Source organism: Cupriavidus sp. CP313, assembly GCF_054072015.1.
In genome coordinates, this window is sequence record NZ_JBSVZB010000002.1 from 168,678 (window position 1) to 183,961 (window position 15,284).

Here is a 15,284-nt window from a genome sequence, read left to right on the forward strand (position 1 = left end):
CGCGCATCGTGACCCAGCCCGTGCCTGGCAGCGAACGCTATATCGGCATCATGTCCGGCACCAGCATGGACGGTGCCGACGCGGTGCTGGTGGATTTCAGCGGCGCGCGGCCCGCCGTGCTGGCGGCCGCCAGCCAGCCCTTCCCCGACACGCTGCGCGCGGCATTCTCTGCCCTGCAGCAGCCGGGCGAGGACGAGATCCATCGCGAGGCGCTGGCAGCCAATGCGCTGGCGCAGGTCTACGCCGGCTGCGTGGCCGCCCTGCTGAGCGAGGCGCAGGTCGACGCGGCCGCGGTGGCCGCCATCGGCGCCCACGGCCAGACTATCCGCCACCGGCCGGGCCTGTACGACGGCATCGGCTACACCCGCCAGAGCCAGCATCCGGCGCGGCTGGCCGAGCTGGCCGGCATCGACGTGGTGGCGGACTTCCGCAGCCGCGACATCGCCGCCGGCGGCCAGGGCGCGCCGCTGGTGCCGGCGCTGCACCATGCGCTGTTCGGCAGCGACGCCGAAACCCGCGTTGCCTGCAATATCGGCGGCATCTCCAATATCAGCATCCTGCCCGCGGCGGGCGGCGCCGTCAGCGGCTTCGACTGCGGCCCGGGCAATGCGCTGCTCGACTACTGGGTCGGCCGCCACCGCGGGCTTCCCTTCGACAGCAACGGCGACTGGGCCGCCAGCGGGCGTGTCGACGCCGCGCTGCTGGCGCAGTGCCTGGCGGAGCCCTACTTCAGCGCAGCGCCGCCCAAGAGCACCGGGCGCGACCTGTTCCATCCGGGCTGGCTCGAAGCCTGTCTCGCCTCGTTCCAAGACCTCGCGCCTGCCGATGTGCAGGCGACGCTGGCCGCGCTGACGGCCGAGGCCATCGCGCGCGACGTGCGCACCCACGCGCCCGACGCGCGCCGCCTGATTGTCTGCGGCGGCGGCGCCCGCAATGCGTTCGTGATGGCACGGCTGGCGCAGGCGTTGCCCGGCGTGGCCATCGAGACCTCGGAAGACTACGGCGTGCCAGTGTCGCAGGTCGAAGCCATCGCCTTTGCCTGGCTGGCACGCCAGTGCCTGCTGCGCCTGCCCGGCAACGTGCCCACCGTGACCGGCGCTGCCGGGCCGCGCGTGCTGGGCGCGATCTATCCGCGCTAAGGCAGGCGCATCGCGCCGCCCTCCTCCACCCAATCCATGAACGCTTGTGCCAGCGGCGAGGCCCGCATGGCCGGCGAGCGCGCCAGCACCACGCGCTGCGGCGTCACCGGCTCGCGCAGCGGCAGGCAGGCGATCGGCACGCCGTCGTAGCTGTGGTCGCCGGCCGGGCGCGTGCACGACAGCGCCACGCCATAGCCGTGCGCCACCAGTCCGCGCTGCATCTCGAAGGTCTGCGTGTACTGGTGCAGCATCGGGTGCAGGCCATGCGCCCAGAACAGCGACAGGAAGTATTCACGTGTCTGCGGGATGTCCTCGAGGATCAGCCGCTCGCCGGCCAGGTCGGCCAGGCTCACATCGGTGCCGCTTGCCAGCGGATGACCGGCGGGCAGCAGCGCATAGGGCGCCAGTTCCGCCAGCGTGCGGCGCTCGGTGCGGGCATCGAGCCCCAGTTCATAGGTCAGCGCCAGTTCGGCCTTGCCCGCCTGCAGCGTGCGGTGGACGGTCGCCAGGTCGGCCTCGAACAAGGTCACCGAGATGCCCGGATGGTGCCGGCGCAGCCCCGCCAGCAGACGTGGCACAAAGTACGGCCCGAGGTCCTGGAAGCAGGTCAGCGAGAGCTGGCCGATCAGCCCCCGGCCGGTGGCGTCGTCCACGGTGAGGCCGGCCGCCAGCGCGAGGATGTCTCGTGCGCGCCCCAGCAGGCGCTGCCCGGCGGGCGTCAGGGACAGCCCGCGGCTGACCTGGCGCTTGAAGAGAGGCTCGCCCAGGGTGTCTTCCAGCTGTGCGATCGCGGTGGAGACAGAAGGCTGCGACACATGGCGCGCACGAGCCGCCGCGCTGATGCTGCCGTGCTCGGCTGCAGCGACAAAGTATTCGAGCTGGCGGAAGGAGAAGGGAATCATAATTTCCTATAACGCAACATAGGAAATATATGCTTTTCCTATCCCCAATGCATGGCGATACTGGGCACATCGCCCCCACACAACATCGCCATGAACATCACCCAGGAACAGATCGACACCTACCAGCGCGACGGCGTGCTGGTGCTGCGCGGCGCCTTCACCGACTGGGTCGAACGGCTGCGCGACGGCTTTGCGCAGAACCTGGCCGAGCCGGGCCCCTTCGCCATCGAGAACATACGGCCCGGCGAAAGCGGGCGCTTCTTCGAGGACTACTGCAACTGGCAGCGCATTACGCCGTTCGATGACTTTATCCGCCAGTCGCCGGCGGCGGCCATTGCCGGGCACATCATGCAGTCGCAGGCGGTGCAGGTGTTCCACGAGCACATCCTGGTCAAGGAGCCCGGCACGGCCAAGCCCACGCCGTGGCACCAGGACCTGCCCTATTACTGTGTCGACGGCACCCAGACCGCGAGCTACTGGATCCCGCTGGATCCGGTCACGCAGGCCAATACCCTGCGCGTGGTGGCCGGCTCGCACCGCTGGCCGCGGCTGGTGCGGCCCAAGCGCTGGGCCAGCAACGAGAACTTCTATGGGGGTGACGACGCCTTCATGGAGATGCCGGACGTGGAAGACGGCAGCTACACCCTGCTCGCACCGGAGCTGGCGCCGGGCGATGCCGTGGTGTTCGACTTCCGCACCGTGCACGGCGCTGCCGGCAATACCGGCACCGGGCGCCGGCGCGCGTTCTCGGCGCGCTTCCTGGGCGACGACGTGCGCTTCATGCAGCGGCCCGGGCGCACCTCGCCGCCCTTCCCCGGCATCGATCAGCAGACCGGCGAGCGCATGCGCGAAGACTGGTTTCCCGTGGTCTGGCGCGCCGCGCAGTAAGCCATCGCGGAAAAGAAAAAACGCACCCGAAGGTGCGTTTTTTTGGGGACCAGTGTCGGTCAGACCGAGAACGACGAGCCGCAACCGCAGGTGGTCGAGGCATTCGGGTTCTTGATCACGAACTGCGCGCCGTTGATATCTTCCTTGTAGTCGATCTCGGCGCCGACCAGATACTGGTAGCTCATCGAGTCGATCAGCAGGGTGACGCCGTTCTTGACCATGGTGGTGTCGTCTTCGTTGACTTCCTCATCGAAGGTGAAGCCATACTGGAAGCCGGAGCAGCCGCCGCCCTGCACGAACACGCGCAGTTTCAGTTCGGCATTGCCCTCTTCCTCGATCAACTGCTTGACCTTGTCGGCTGCGCTGTCGGTAAAGACGAACGGTGCCGGCACGTCCTCGGTAACGGGTGCCTCTGCGACTGCGTTCATGGGGTGTTCTCCTGTTTAGATACGCCTGTATTCTAAGCGCTACTGGAAGATCGTGCCGAAACCCTGTGTTTTCAAGGGGTTCCCGGCATGGCGGGTGCCGCTCAGGCGGCCTTTTCAGTGGGATGGGCGTCGGCAGCGGGCGTTGCGCGGTCCGTGACAGCAGCCTCGTCCGCCGCTTCCGTCACTTCAGCCGCCGGTGCCGCCTCGACCAGGTTCGGCAGCGCCTTGATCTCGCCTTGCAGCAGCGGCATCAGGCGGCCTTCGACCAGCGCGCCCTGGTGCATTTCCAGCGCCGCATAGCGCACGTCGCCCAACACGCGGGCCTGCGGCTGCAGTTCGAGCAGGTCGGTGGCCTGCACCGGGCCCTTGACGGTGCCGTTGAGCACCAGGTGGCCGACGCTGATCTCGCCCTCGACCATGCCTTTTTCGCTGACCACGAGCATGCTCGGCTTGCCCGGCGCCGCGGTGACGTTGCCGCGCACGCGGCCGTCCAGGCGCAGGCCGCCGGCAAACACCAGGTCGCCGTCGATGGCGGTGTCTTCGCCGATCAGCGTATCGATCGAAAGGCCCTTCTTTTTCGAAAACAGCATCACTCTCACTCCTCTCTCGTTCGTGCCGAACCCTCCGGCCGTGGCGCATTCGCGCCGGCAAGCAGCACTTGCCGATGGCGACAGGGCGTGATTGTAGCCGCGCGCAGCCCATACCCCACAAAAGTATGGCTGCCCAATCGCTTTTTCGGCAGGCCAGTGCATTTCCGTACCCTGCGGGCGAAAAAAAACCGCACGGCCAGCGTGCGGTTTTTTGGTCTCGCAAGATCCGGCAGTACCGGACCCGCGAAAACGCATCAGCGCTTCGAGAACTGCTTGCGACGACGCGCCTTGTGGAAGCCGACCTTCTTACGCTCGACTTCACGTGCATCGCGCGTGACGTAGCCAGCCTTCGACAGCGCCGACTTCAGGGTCGCATCGTAGTCGATCAGGGCACGGGTGATGCCGTGGCGCACTGCGCCGGCCTGGCCGGTTTCGCCACCGCCGGTCACGTTGACCTTGATGTCGAACGTTTCAGCGTGAGCGGTCAGTTCCAGCGGCTGGCGCACGATCATCAGCGAGGTTTCGCGAGCGAAATACTCTTTGATGGGCTTGCCGTTGACGACGATGTCGCCCTTGCCCGACTTGATGAAGACACGTGCCACAGCGCTCTTGCGGCGGCCAGTACCGTAATTCCAGTTACCGATCATGGATTGGCCTCCTTAGATTTCCAGCGCCTTGGGCTGCTGCGCTTCATGCGGATGCTCGGCTTCGGCGTAAACCTTCAGCTTCTTGATCATCGCGTAGCCCAGCGGACCCTTCGGCAGCATGCCCTTGACAGCCTTCTCCAGGGCACGGCCCGGGAAACGCTGCTGCATCTTGCCGAACGTCGTTTCGTAGATACCGCCCGGGTAGCCCGAATGGCGATAGTACTTCTTGTCCGTTTCCTTGGTACCCGTGACACGCAGCTTGGCTGCATTGACGATGATGATGTAATCACCCGTGTCGACGTGCGGAGTGAATTCCGGCTTGTGCTTGCCGCGCAGACGGCGTGCCACTTCGCTGGCGACACGGCCGAGGACTTTGTCCGTCGCGTCAATCACGTACCAGTCGCGCTTTACCTCATGAGGCTTGGCGGAAAAGGTCTTCATGATTTTTCCTGACTATTAGTTCGTACCCGAAATCCGACTCGCGAAGGCTTGTGCTCGCCCCTGCAAGTCTTGTGGCTGGCCCGTGAAGGCTGGCCTGATCCTGCTCTCTCTTCCGCGGGTATGACGGAAAGCCTTCCATTATACTGGCGGCTGCCGGAACCGCACAAGCAAAGACTGATCTTTTCGTCAAGATCGCCGCCATGGAGGGGCCAGGCCAGGGCAGCCTCGCGCACTTTGCCGTGCACGGTGCGTCAGGACGCAGGGGCGAAAAAAAACCCAAGCTGTTGAGCTTGGGTTTGAATCCACCAAAGGAGGAGGGTGGAGGAGACACTGGGAGATCGACGGAGGCACTGGCGGGCGGTGCGGAGGGCTTGCCCCGGGGCTTCGCTTTCGCACTCTGGCGCGCTGTCAGCGCCGTCGTTCAATGATTCAAATTATACATGGGGTTTTCCCCAGTGCAAGGGAAATCTGCACTGCGAAATGCAATTTCATATTACGGAATGAAGATGGCGATGTATCAGGTAGGACGTTTCTTTTAAAAATCAATGTCTTACAAAACATCAATGTATGTCATTGAGCTGCCAAACTAGAGGAAACCCTCAGATTTCATGGGGGTATGGGCGTCAGCAGCCCAAGCTTGACGATGCCATATACTGAGAATTGCAAGATTCGAGATCACGCGCTTGTGATCGAAAGCACACAACATAAACGACAGGAACGAACAAAATGGAATGCAAAGTGACATGGATGGGCGCGGACGGCATGAGCTTCGTGGCCCAGACCGGCAGCGGCCATATCGTGGCGATGGACGGCGCGCCCGAGGGCGGCGGCCATAACCTGGCACCGCGGCCGATGGAAATGGTGCTGCTGGGCACCGGTGGCTGCACCGCCTATGACGTGGTGCTGATCCTCAAGCGCGGCCGCCAGGACGTTACCGGCTGCAGTGTGCAGCTGCAGGCCGAGCGCGCCGGCGAGGACCCCAAGGTCTTCACCCGCATCAACTTCCATTTTGTGGTGACCGGCAAGAATCTCAACCCCGCCACGGTCGAGCGTGCCATCAAGCTGTCGCACGAAAAGTACTGCTCGGCGTCGATCATGCTGGCCAAGACGGCCGAGCTCACGCACACGCTGGAAATCGTCGAAGCCTGAAGGGAAGATGCAGACCCGGTACGCCGTGGTGGCGCCGGGTCATGCCGGAAGAAGAAGCAAAGCAGGCCGATAAGCCGGATTCTGTGCGCCCCGCCCGCCTTGCGGCAAACGGTGCGTGACAACCATTCCTCTAGGCCGGCTGTTACCAGCCGGCTCGAGCTCCCTACCCGCAGACTCAGCGGGCCGCTTCATCGCCTGCCTATTTGGGATTGCTCCAGGTGGAGGTTACCGCGTTTCACCCTTCCCGCCAGGCGAACCCGGCGGCAAGACTCGTCTCTGTGGCCCTATTCCGCACGTTGCCGTGGATGGCTGTTAGCCAACACCCTGCCCTGTGGAGTCCGGACTTTCCTCCCCCTGCACCTTGCGGTGCAGGCAGCGGTTGCCTGGCCTGCTTTGCGGCCCGCAGTCTAACACCGATTGGCCGCGCCTTCAGCCGGCGCGCCGTCCTGGGCGGAACACCGCGGTATCGGCGTAGAAGCCAGGTTCGGCGTTATCGTCGCACCAGCCCGGGATGCCCATCACCGGCAGCGGCGCAAAACTGCGCCCGCCGCGCAGCGCGCCAGCCTGTGCCGCAGCGGCAAGGGATTGCGCCAGCATGGCGTCCAGCGATGGGCCTGCCGCCTGCTGCGGCGCCAGCAGCACCCACGCATGCGCAGTGACCGACTTGTACGGCTGCACCAGTTTTTCGAGTAGCGCATGGCCGAACGGCACCACCGTGCAGGTCCTGCCCCACGCCGGCCTGGACTCGACGAACAGGCGCTGCCACGCAAACGCCTTGAGCGCATCCGCCAGGTCCTGATCGGCGCTGACAAGCAGCACCGCATTCTCGTCGAACAGGGTCGCCGCATCGCGCACGCCGCCGCGCGTGGTCTGCACGCCTTCGCGCGCGATGACCTCGGCCTGGATCTGGTTGAGCACGCGCTTGGCCAGCGAGAAATACAGCCAGGTCAGCGCGTTGAAAAAATCGTGGAGATTGTCGCGAGTCGGGATCTCGCCCGTGGCATGGATATGCGCCTCATAGGCGCTGCCTTCGGGCAAGGCATGCTGGGCGATGAAACGCAGCGGCAGGCCGCGGGCATTGCGCAGGCGGAGTTGGGCTGCATGCGCGTTTAGCAGCGCGCGCAGATCGGCGCCGCCCTGCACCGCCGCAGCGAGCGCGGCACCCTGCGCCACAAATGGCTGGAACCACGGCCGGGACCAGTCGATCCCGGCCAGCGCGGCGGCGAAGGGCTCGTCGCCCGCTTGCACCTGCATGGGCAAGGCCTCGGCAGGGTTTAGCGGGCCTTCCAGCGCAGCGTCTCGCCGCCGCGCAGCGGCACCAGCGTGGTGTCGCCATAGGGCAGCTCGGCCGGCAGTTCCCAGTCCTCTCGCTCCAGCGTCAGCGTGCCGGTGTTGCGCGGCAGGCCGTAGAAGGCCGGGCCGTTGAAGCTGGCAAAGGCTTCCAGCTTGTCCAGCGCGCCGGCGGCGTCGAAGGCCTCGGCATACAGCTCCATCGCATGCAGCGCGGTATAGCAGCCGGCGCAGCCGCAGGCGTGTTCCTTCAGCCCGCGCGCGTGCGGCGCGCTGTCGGTGCCCAGGAAGAAGCGCGGGCTGCCCGAGACCGCGGCCGCCACCAGGGCCTCGCGATGGGTCTCGCGCTTGAGCACCGGCAGGCAGTAGTAGTGCGGGCGGATGCCGCCGGTGAAGATGGCGTTGCGGTTGTAGAGCAGGTGGTGCGCCGTGATGGTGGCGCCGACCGGGCCGCTGGCGTCGCGCACGAATTCAGCCGCGTCCTTGGTGGTGATGTGCTCGAACACCACCTTCAGCTCGGGCATGTCGCGGCGCAGCGGCGTCATCACGCGGTCGATAAAGACGGCTTCGCGATCGAAGATGTCGATGCTGGGGTCGGTCACCTCGCCGTGCACCAGCAGCGGCAGGCCCGCGCGCTGCATCGCTTCCAGCGCCGGGTAGCAGCGGCGGATATCGGTCACGCCGGCGTCGCTGTTGGTGGTGGCGCCGGCCGGGTACAGCTTGACGCCGTGCACGAAGCCGCTGGCCTTGGCCGCGGCGATCTCTTCGGCCGTGGTGTTGTCGGTCAGGTACAGCGTCATCAGCGGCTCGAACTGCATGCCGGCCGGCAGCGCCGCCAGGACGCGGGCACGGTAGGCCTGCGCCTGCGCCACCGTGGTCACGGGCGGCTTCAGGTTGGGCATGATGATGGCGCGTGCGAACTGGCGCGCGGTGTCGGGCAGCACGGCGGCCAGGGCCGCGCCGTCGCGCAGGTGCAGGTGCCAGTCGTCCGGGCGGGTGATGGTGAGCTTCTGGGTCATGGCTAGCTTGGGCCTGCCGCGGCGGCGGCGGGCGTTCGTCGAAATCAGAGAATCAGGATGGCACGGTAGTCGTTCACATTGGTGCGCGTCGGGCCGGTGACCACCAGGTCGCCAATGGCATCGAACAGGCCCCAGGCGTCGTGCGCGTCCAGCTGGCGCAGTCCCGGCAGGCCGGCGGCCGCGGCGCGCGCCAGCGTGGTCGGATCGGCCAGCGCACCGGCATTGTCTTCCGAACCGTCGATGCCGTCGGTGTCGGCCGCGATCGCATGCACGCCGGGCATGCCGTCCAGTTCGACCGCCAGCGACAGCAGGAATTCGGAGCAACGCCCGCCCCGTGCCTTCGCGGCGCCACCGCCGGCAGGCAAAGTGACCGTGCACTCACCTCCGGAAATCAGTGCCACGGGCGCGGCAAACGGCGCATTGTACGCGCGAATCTCGCGCACCAGCGCAGCGTAGACGCGGGCCACTTCGCGCGCTTCGCCGGTCACGGTATCGCCCAGCACCACCGGCGTGATGCCGCGTTCGCGGAACAGCGCCGCGGCCGCCTGCAGGCTGCCATGGGCGGTGGCGATCATGCGGTTGTCGACCTGGGCGAACAGCGCGTCGCCCGGCTTGGGCGTCTCCGGCACCTCGCCGCGGGCGCCGCGCTCCAGGTGGGCCTGCACGCTGGCCGGCACCTGCGCGCCCCAGCGGCGCAGGATCTCCAGCGCATCGGCAAAGGTGCTCGGGTCGGCCACGGTCGGGCCCGAGGCGATCGCGCTGGGATCGTCGCCGGCCACGTCCGAGACGATCAGCGTGGTCACCGGCGCCCGGCTTGCCTGCGCCAGCCGCCCGCCCTGGATGCGCGAGACATGCTTGCGCACGATATTCATCTCGGTGATCGGTGCGCCACAGCGCAGCAGTTCCCGGGTGGTGGCCTTCAGGTCAGCCATCGGGATGCCTTCGGCCGGCAGCGACAGCAGGCTGGAGCCGCCGCCTGACACCAGCACCAGCAGCCGGTCCTGCGGCGTCAGCGACTGCACGCTGGCCAGGATATCGGCAGCGGCCTGCTCGCCGGCCTCGTCGGGCACCGGGTGGCCGGCTTCGATCACGCGGATATGGTCGGTCGGCAGCCCGTGGGCGTAGCGCGTGACCACCAGCCCTTCCAGCGTGGCCTTGCCGGCATAGGCACGCTCGACCGCCGCGGCCATCGACGCCGCAGCCTTGCCCGCGCCCACCACCATCGTGCGGCCGCCCGCGTGCGGGGGCGGCAGGTGCTGCGCCACGATCTGCAACGGATCAGCGGCCGCCACGGCGGCGTGGAAGCTGTCCAGCAGGAGTACGCGCGGCTCGCCCGCTCCCGCCGTGCTCACAGCACCTCCGCGATAGCCAGGCCCAGGTCGGCCGTGCCGGCCTTGCCGCCGATGTCGCGCGTCAGCGGCGCGTGTTCGGGGCCCGCGGCCAGCACCTTCTCGATCGCGCCCAGCACGGCGGCGCCGGCTTCTTCATGGCCCAGGTGCTCCAGCATCATGGCGCCGCACCAGATCTGGCCGATCGGGTTGGCCACGCCGCGCCCGGCAATATCCGGGGCCGAGCCGTGCACCGGCTCGAACAGGCTGGGGAAGGTGCGGTCGGGGTTGATATTGCCCGACGGCGCGATGCCGATGGTGCCGGTGCAGGCCGGGCCCAGGTCGGACAGGATGTCGCCGAACAGGTTGCTGGCCACCACCACGTCGAACCAGTCCGGATGCTGGACGAAATGCGCGGTCAGGATGTCGATGTGGTACTTGTCGACCTTGATGCCGGGGTAGCTGGCCGCCATCGCCTCGACGCGCTCGTCCCAGTACGGCATGGTGATCGAGATGCCATTGGACTTGGTGGCGGAGGTCAGGTGCCTCTTCGGCCGCTTCTGGGCCAGTTCGAAGGCAAACTTCAGGATGCGGTCGACGCCGGTGCGGCTCATCACGGTTTCCTGCACCACGATCTCGCGCTCGGTGCCCGGGAACATGCGTCCGCCGATACTGGAGTACTCGCCCTCGGTGTTCTCGCGCACCACGTAAAAGTCGATATCGCCAGGCTGGCGGCCGGCCAGCGGGCTCTTGATTCCGGGCATCAGCCGCACCGGGCGCAGGTTCACATACTGGTCGAACGAGCGCCGGAACTGCAGCAGCGAGCCCCACAGCGAGACATGGTCGGGCACGGCATCAGGCCAGCCCACCGCCCCGAAATAGATGGCGTCGTACTTGACCAGCGTGTCGAACCAGTCGTCCGGCAGCATCTTGCCGTGGCGGGCGTAGTAGTCGCAGCTGGAAAAGTCGAAGTGGTCCCACTGGAAGTCGATGCCGAAGCGCCGCGCCGCGGCGTCCATCACGCGGATGCCCTCGGGCATGACTTCCGTGCCGATTCCGTCTCCGGGAATCACGGCGATCTTGTATTGGCGCATGGTTATTGGGGAGATACGTGCAGGATGGCCGGTCGCCGCGCGCGGCCCGGCCAACGCTGCTTGGCAGCGGCCCGGGTGCGCGGGATAATGTCTGCATTCTATTGCAAAGCGGCAGCCCGCTGCCGACCGGTGCCCCGATATGTGCCAGCTGCTAGGCATGAACTGCGCCACGCCGACCGACGTGACGTTCTCCTTCACCGGCTTTGCCGCGCGCGGTGGCCTGACCGACCATCACGCCGACGGCTTCGGTGTCGCCTTCTTCGAGGACAAGGCCTGCCGCCTGTTTATCGACAACCAGTCCGCCGGCACCTCGCCGGTGGCGGACCTGATCAAGCGCTACCCGATCAAGTCCAAGAACGTCATCTCGCATATCCGCAAGGCGACGCAGGGCACCGTGCTGCTGGAGAACTGCCACCCCTTCATGCGCGAGCTGTGGGGCCGGCACTGGATCTTTGCCCATAACGGCGACCTGAAGGGCTTCACCCCGTTCCTGTCCGGCGTCTACCAGCCAGTGGGCGACACCGACAGCGAACTGGCCTTCTGCACGCTGATGCAGGGCCTGCGCAAGCGCTTCCCGGGCTCGCAGCCGCCGCTGAACGAGCTGTGCCATGCGCTGGGCGACATCACCCGCGAAATCACGCTGCACGGGGTCTTCAACTTCCTGCTGTGCAACGGCCAGGCGCTGTTCGCGCATTGCTCGACGCACCTGTACTACCTGGTGCGGCAGTGGCCGTTCTCGACCGCGCACCTGATCGACGCCGACCTGTCGATCGACTTCGCCCAGGTCACCACGCCGGACGACCGCGTGGCGGTGATCGCCACCCAGCCGCTGACCGACAACGAGACCTGGACCCGCTTTGCCCCGGGCGAGCTGATCATGTTCGAGGACGGGCGCCCGACCATGACGCTGACGGTGCCGATCCCGCCGGAGGTGCAGGCGAAGAACGCAGCCAACACGGCCTGCACCTGAACCATCAGGAACGAAAAAAGGGACGCCGAGGCGTCCCTTTTTGCTTGCCCTGCGAGGCCGGTCAGTGCTGCAGGATCTTCGACAGGAACTGGCGCGCGCGCTCCGAGCGGGCGTCGATATTGCCGAAGAATTCTTCCTTGTCGGCGTCTTCGACGATCTTGCCCTGGTCCATGAAGATCACGCGGTTGGCCACCTTGCGCGCAAAGCCCATTTCGTGGGTCACGCACATCATGGTCATGCCTTCATGCGCCAGCTGCACCATCACGTCCAGCACTTCGTTGACCATCTCGGGGTCCAGCGCCGAAGTCGGTTCGTCGAACAGCATGCAGATCGGGTCCATCGACAGCGCACGGGCGATTGCCACGCGCTGCTGCTGGCCGCCCGACAGCTGGCCGGGGTACTTCTCCGCCTGGCTCTTCAGGCCCACGCGGTCCAGGTACTTCAGGCCCTTGGCCAGCGCTTCTTCCTTGGAGCGGCCGAGCACCTTCATCTGCGCGATGGTCAGGTTCTCGGTGATCGACAGGTGCGGGAACAGTTCGAAGTTCTGGAACACCATGCCCACGCGCGAGCGCAGCTTGGGCAGGTTGGTCTTGGGATTGCCCACCGAGGTGCCGTCGACCAGGATATCGCCCTTCTGGAACGGCTCAAGCGCGTTGACGGTCTTGATCAGCGTGGACTTGCCCGACCCGGACGGGCCGCACACCACCACCACTTCACCCTTGGCGACCTTGGTGGTGCAGTCGGTCAGCACCTGGAAGGCGCCGTACCACTTGGAGACATTGTTGATTTCGATCATACAGCCACCTTTTTCTGGTAACGCTTGACCAGCAGCGAAGCGGAGAAGCAGATAAGGAAGTACACCAGGCCGGCGAACAGCAGCAACTCGACGATGCGGCCGTCACGTTCGCCGATGCCGTAGGCCTGGCCGAAGAAGTCGGCCAGCGCGCTGACGTAGACCAGCGACGTATCCTGGAACAGGATGATCCCTTGCGTCAGCAGCAGCGGCACCATGTTGCGGAACGCCTGCGGCAGGATCACCAGCCGCATCGACTGGCCATAGGTCATGCCCATCGCCTGCGCCGCGAACATCTGCCCGCGCGACACGCTCTGGATGCCCGCGCGGATGATTTCCGAGTAGTACGCGGCCTCGAACAGCGCAAAGGCCACCAGCGCGGACGTCATGCGCAGGTCGGCCGCCGGCGACAGGTTGAACAGGTTCTGCAGCACCTGCGGAATGATCAGGAAGAACCACAGCAGCACCATCACCAGCGGGATGGAACGGAAGATGGTCACGTACCCCTGCGCAAACCAGTTCATCAGCCTGAACGACGACAGCCGCATCATCGCCAGGATGGTGCCCCAGACGATGCCCACCACCACTGCCGTGACGGTGATCTTGAGCGAGACCATCATGCCCTCGCCCAGCACCTCGAGCGTGGCGGGGTTGATGGAGGTGAAATCGAATGAATAAGCCATGGCGCCCCCTTACTTGCCGCCGATAAAGCCGGGCACGCGCGTGCGGGCTTCCACCCAGCGCATGATCAGCATCACCGTCACGTTGATCAGCGCGTACATCAGCGTGACCGCGATGAACGATTCATACGGGCGCGCGGTGTAGTCCACCAGTTGCCGGCCCTGCGCCGCCAGTTCCAGCAGGCCGATGGTCGACGCCACCGCCGAGTTCTTGAAGATATTCAGGAATTCGGATGTCAGCGGGGGCACGATCACGCGGAACGCCATCGGCAGCAGCACGTGGCGGTATGTCTGCGGCAGCGTGAAGCCCATCGCCAGGCCGGCGTTCTTCTGTCCGGTCGCCAGCGAGTTGATGCCCGAGCGCACCTGCTCGCAGACCCGCGCGGCGGTGAAGGTGCCAAGGCACAGCATGGCGGCCAGGAACTGCTGCGCAAACGGGTTCATCTGCTTGATCGCCTCGCCGCCGGGCAGCAGCTCGGGCGCGACGAAATACCAGATGAACAGCTGCACCAGCAGCGGAATGTTGCGGAACACCTCGACATACGTCGCGGCAAGTCCCGACAGCCACTTGTTGGGCACGGTGCGCAGCACGCCGAGCACCGAGCCGATGACCAGGGCAATGACCCAGGACGAGAGCCCCAGCGCGAGCGTCACCTTCAGGCCCGAGATCATCCAGTCCAGGTAGGTCTCGTTCTGGGCGGCCTGTTCGAGGAAGACTCCCCAATGCCAGTTGTAGTTCATGTTGCGTCCTCAAAAAGAAACGGAAGGACATGCCTTCCGTTTCACACTGCTGTCAACGGCAGGTCAGTCCAGCGCCTTGTCGTTCGGCGTCTTGAACAACGCCTTCATGTCTTCGGACAGCGGGAAGTCCAGGTTGAGGCCCTTCGGCGGCACCGGCTGCATGAACCACTTCGTGTACATGGTGTTGATCGAGCCGTCCTTCATCAGGCCGGTGATCACCTTGTCGGACAGGCCCTTGAACTGCGGATCGTCCTTGCGCAGCATGCAGCCGTACGACTCGCGCGACTGCGCCTTGCCCACGACGATCCAGTCGGCCGGGTTCTTGGCCTTGGCGCGTTCGCCGTAGAGCAGCGCGTCGTCCATCATGAACGCCACGGCGCGACCCGACTCCAGCGTCAGGAACGACTGGCCGTGGTCCTTGGTGCTGATGATGTTCACGCCCAGCTTCTGGTCATCGTTCATTTTGCGCAGCAGGCGCTCGGAAGTGGTGCCGGCCGTCGTCACGACGTTCTTGCCCTTGAGGTCGGCCCAGTCCTTGATGCCGCCGTCCTTCTTCACCATGATGCGCGTGCCGATGATGAAGATCGAGTTGGTAAACGCAACCTGCTTCTGGCGTTCCAGGTTGTTGGTGGTGGAGCCGCACTCGATGTCGATGGTGCCGTTCTGCAGCAGCGTGATGCGGTTCTGCGAGGTGATCGGGATTTCCTTGACCTGCAGGTTCGGCAGCTTCAGCTGGTCCTTGATGGCTTCCACGATCTTCATGTTGATATCGTAGGAATAGCCAACTTGCCGCACGCCGCCCAGGTTGTAGTTGAACGGAATCGACGACTCGCGCACGCCCAGCGTGATGACGCCGGTGTCCTTGATCTTCTTCAGCGTGCCCGTCAGTTGTTCAGCTGCCTGTGCCGTCCCGCACATCACGCCCCCAGCAATCATCAGGGCAGCCAACTTGGCAAAATTCATAACATCTCCTTGACCATGAAGAGAAAGCGGGATTCTAGAGATAAAACCCCCACTGATGAAACAGTATTGCGCAGCATCCGCCGCAATACAACTGGGTTTTCTCCTAGAACCCCACTTCAGGGCAATCACTGCGCACGGCATCCGGATACGACAACGCGGTCTCCGGCGCTAGCCGGAAACCGCGTCTGGCGGTCATGACCAGGGGTGCCGGGACAATTGCTG

General features: G+C 65.6%; 17 protein-coding genes and 1 other RNA gene. 4 read left to right on the top strand and 14 right to left on the bottom strand.

Annotated features, from left to right (window positions below; genetic code table 11):
* The first annotated feature begins 8 nt into the window (after positions 1-8).
* Positions 9-1,139 carry an anhydro-N-acetylmuramic acid kinase gene (locus tag ACW4E8_RS02990; RefSeq protein ID WP_456803157.1) on the top strand — a complete coding sequence of 377 codons (1,131 nt, stop codon included), beginning with the start codon at positions 9-11 and terminating at the stop codon, positions 1,137-1,139.
* Here ACW4E8_RS02990 and ACW4E8_RS02995 read toward each other — a convergent pair.
* Positions 1,136-2,041, bottom strand: coding sequence for a LysR substrate-binding domain-containing protein (locus tag ACW4E8_RS02995; protein WP_456803158.1), 906 nt, complete (start codon positions 2,039-2,041; stop codon positions 1,136-1,138). The genes ACW4E8_RS02990 and ACW4E8_RS02995 overlap by 4 nt on opposite strands.
* A gap of 90 nt (positions 2,042-2,131) precedes the next feature.
* On the opposite strand from ACW4E8_RS02995, the gene ACW4E8_RS03000 reads away from it, so the two are divergent.
* Entirely contained in the window at positions 2,132-2,929 is a 798-nt protein-coding gene (locus tag ACW4E8_RS03000; protein ID WP_456803159.1) for a phytanoyl-CoA dioxygenase family protein, read from the top strand.
* A 59-nt stretch (positions 2,930-2,988) separates the two neighbouring features.
* Here the strand turns inward: ACW4E8_RS03000 and erpA are convergent, their stop codons facing one another.
* The 4 genes from erpA to rplM all read right to left on the bottom strand — a co-directional run bounded on the left by erpA (position 2,989) and on the right by rplM (position 5,035).
* On the bottom strand, positions 2,989-3,357 hold the full coding sequence (gene erpA / locus ACW4E8_RS03005; protein ID WP_010813904.1) for an iron-sulfur cluster insertion protein ErpA: 369 nt from the start codon (positions 3,355-3,357) through the stop codon (positions 2,989-2,991).
* 101 nt (positions 3,358-3,458) lie between these two features.
* Positions 3,459-3,947, bottom strand: coding sequence for a bactofilin family protein (locus ACW4E8_RS03010; protein WP_456803160.1), 489 nt, complete (start codon positions 3,945-3,947; stop codon positions 3,459-3,461).
* A gap of 254 nt (positions 3,948-4,201) precedes the next feature.
* Positions 4,202-4,594, bottom strand: coding sequence for a 30S ribosomal protein S9 (rpsI, locus tag ACW4E8_RS03015; protein ID WP_012351769.1), 393 nt, complete (start codon positions 4,592-4,594; stop codon positions 4,202-4,204).
* Between the two features lie 12 nt (positions 4,595-4,606).
* Positions 4,607-5,035 carry a 50S ribosomal protein L13 gene (gene rplM / locus ACW4E8_RS03020; RefSeq protein ID WP_010813907.1) on the bottom strand — a complete coding sequence of 143 codons (429 nt, stop codon included), beginning with the start codon at positions 5,033-5,035 and terminating at the stop codon, positions 4,607-4,609.
* Positions 5,036-5,761: 726 nt separating this feature from the next.
* On the opposite strand from rplM, the gene ACW4E8_RS03025 reads away from it, so the two are divergent.
* Positions 5,762-6,184 (top strand): OsmC family protein, encoded by a 423-nt coding sequence (locus ACW4E8_RS03025; protein ID WP_456803161.1) that lies wholly within the window; start codon positions 5,762-5,764, stop codon positions 6,182-6,184.
* Positions 6,185-6,238: 54 nt separating this feature from the next.
* Here the strand turns inward: ACW4E8_RS03025 and rnpB are convergent.
* The 5 genes from rnpB to ACW4E8_RS03050 all read right to left on the bottom strand — a co-directional run bounded on the left by rnpB (position 6,239) and on the right by ACW4E8_RS03050 (position 10,915).
* An RNA gene (gene rnpB / locus ACW4E8_RS03030) (RNase P RNA component class A) lies at positions 6,239-6,579 on the bottom strand.
* Between the two features lie 34 nt (positions 6,580-6,613).
* Complete coding sequence (locus tag ACW4E8_RS03035) at positions 6,614-7,438, bottom strand: DUF3025 domain-containing protein (RefSeq protein ID WP_456803162.1); 825 nt, start codon at positions 7,436-7,438, stop codon at positions 6,614-6,616.
* Positions 7,439-7,458: 20 nt separating this feature from the next.
* Positions 7,459-8,493 (bottom strand): dihydroorotase, encoded by a 1,035-nt coding sequence (pyrC, locus tag ACW4E8_RS03040; RefSeq protein WP_456803163.1) that lies wholly within the window; start codon positions 8,491-8,493, stop codon positions 7,459-7,461.
* A 44-nt stretch (positions 8,494-8,537) separates the two neighbouring features.
* A complete protein-coding gene (locus ACW4E8_RS03045) occupies positions 8,538-9,845 on the bottom strand; it encodes a glycerate kinase type-2 family protein (RefSeq protein ID WP_456803164.1) in 1,308 nt (435 codons plus the stop codon).
* Complete coding sequence (locus ACW4E8_RS03050; RefSeq protein ID WP_456803165.1) at positions 9,842-10,915, bottom strand: tartrate dehydrogenase; 1,074 nt, start codon at positions 10,913-10,915, stop codon at positions 9,842-9,844. The genes ACW4E8_RS03045 and ACW4E8_RS03050 overlap by 4 nt, the downstream gene beginning before the upstream one ends.
* Positions 10,916-11,054: 139 nt before the next feature.
* Here ACW4E8_RS03050 and ACW4E8_RS03055 point away from each other — a divergent pair, with 139 nt between their 5' ends.
* The gene (locus ACW4E8_RS03055; RefSeq protein ID WP_456803166.1) at positions 11,055-11,885 is read left to right on the top strand and encodes a class II glutamine amidotransferase; all 831 of its coding nucleotides are present in this window, start codon (positions 11,055-11,057) and stop codon (positions 11,883-11,885) included.
* Positions 11,886-11,946: 61 nt separating this feature from the next.
* Here ACW4E8_RS03055 and ACW4E8_RS03060 read toward each other — a convergent pair whose 3' ends face one another.
* The 4 genes from ACW4E8_RS03060 to ACW4E8_RS03075 form a co-directional block, all read right to left on the bottom strand.
* Positions 11,947-12,681: an amino acid ABC transporter ATP-binding protein gene (locus ACW4E8_RS03060; protein ID WP_456803167.1), complete on the bottom strand. Its 735-nt coding sequence runs from the start codon at positions 12,679-12,681 to the stop codon at positions 11,947-11,949.
* A complete protein-coding gene (gltK, locus tag ACW4E8_RS03065; protein ID WP_456803168.1) occupies positions 12,678-13,361 on the bottom strand; it encodes a glutamate/aspartate ABC transporter permease GltK in 684 nt (227 codons plus the stop codon). Before gltK ends, ACW4E8_RS03060 begins: the two co-directional genes overlap by 4 nt.
* 9 nt (positions 13,362-13,370) lie before the next feature.
* Positions 13,371-14,099, bottom strand: coding sequence for an amino acid ABC transporter permease (locus ACW4E8_RS03070; protein WP_456803169.1), 729 nt, complete (start codon positions 14,097-14,099; stop codon positions 13,371-13,373).
* Between the two features lie 63 nt (positions 14,100-14,162).
* Positions 14,163-15,062, bottom strand: a complete 900-nt coding sequence (locus ACW4E8_RS03075; RefSeq protein WP_456803170.1) for a glutamate/aspartate ABC transporter substrate-binding protein — start codon at positions 15,060-15,062, stop codon at positions 14,163-14,165.
* Between the last annotated feature and the right edge of the window lie 222 nt (positions 15,063-15,284).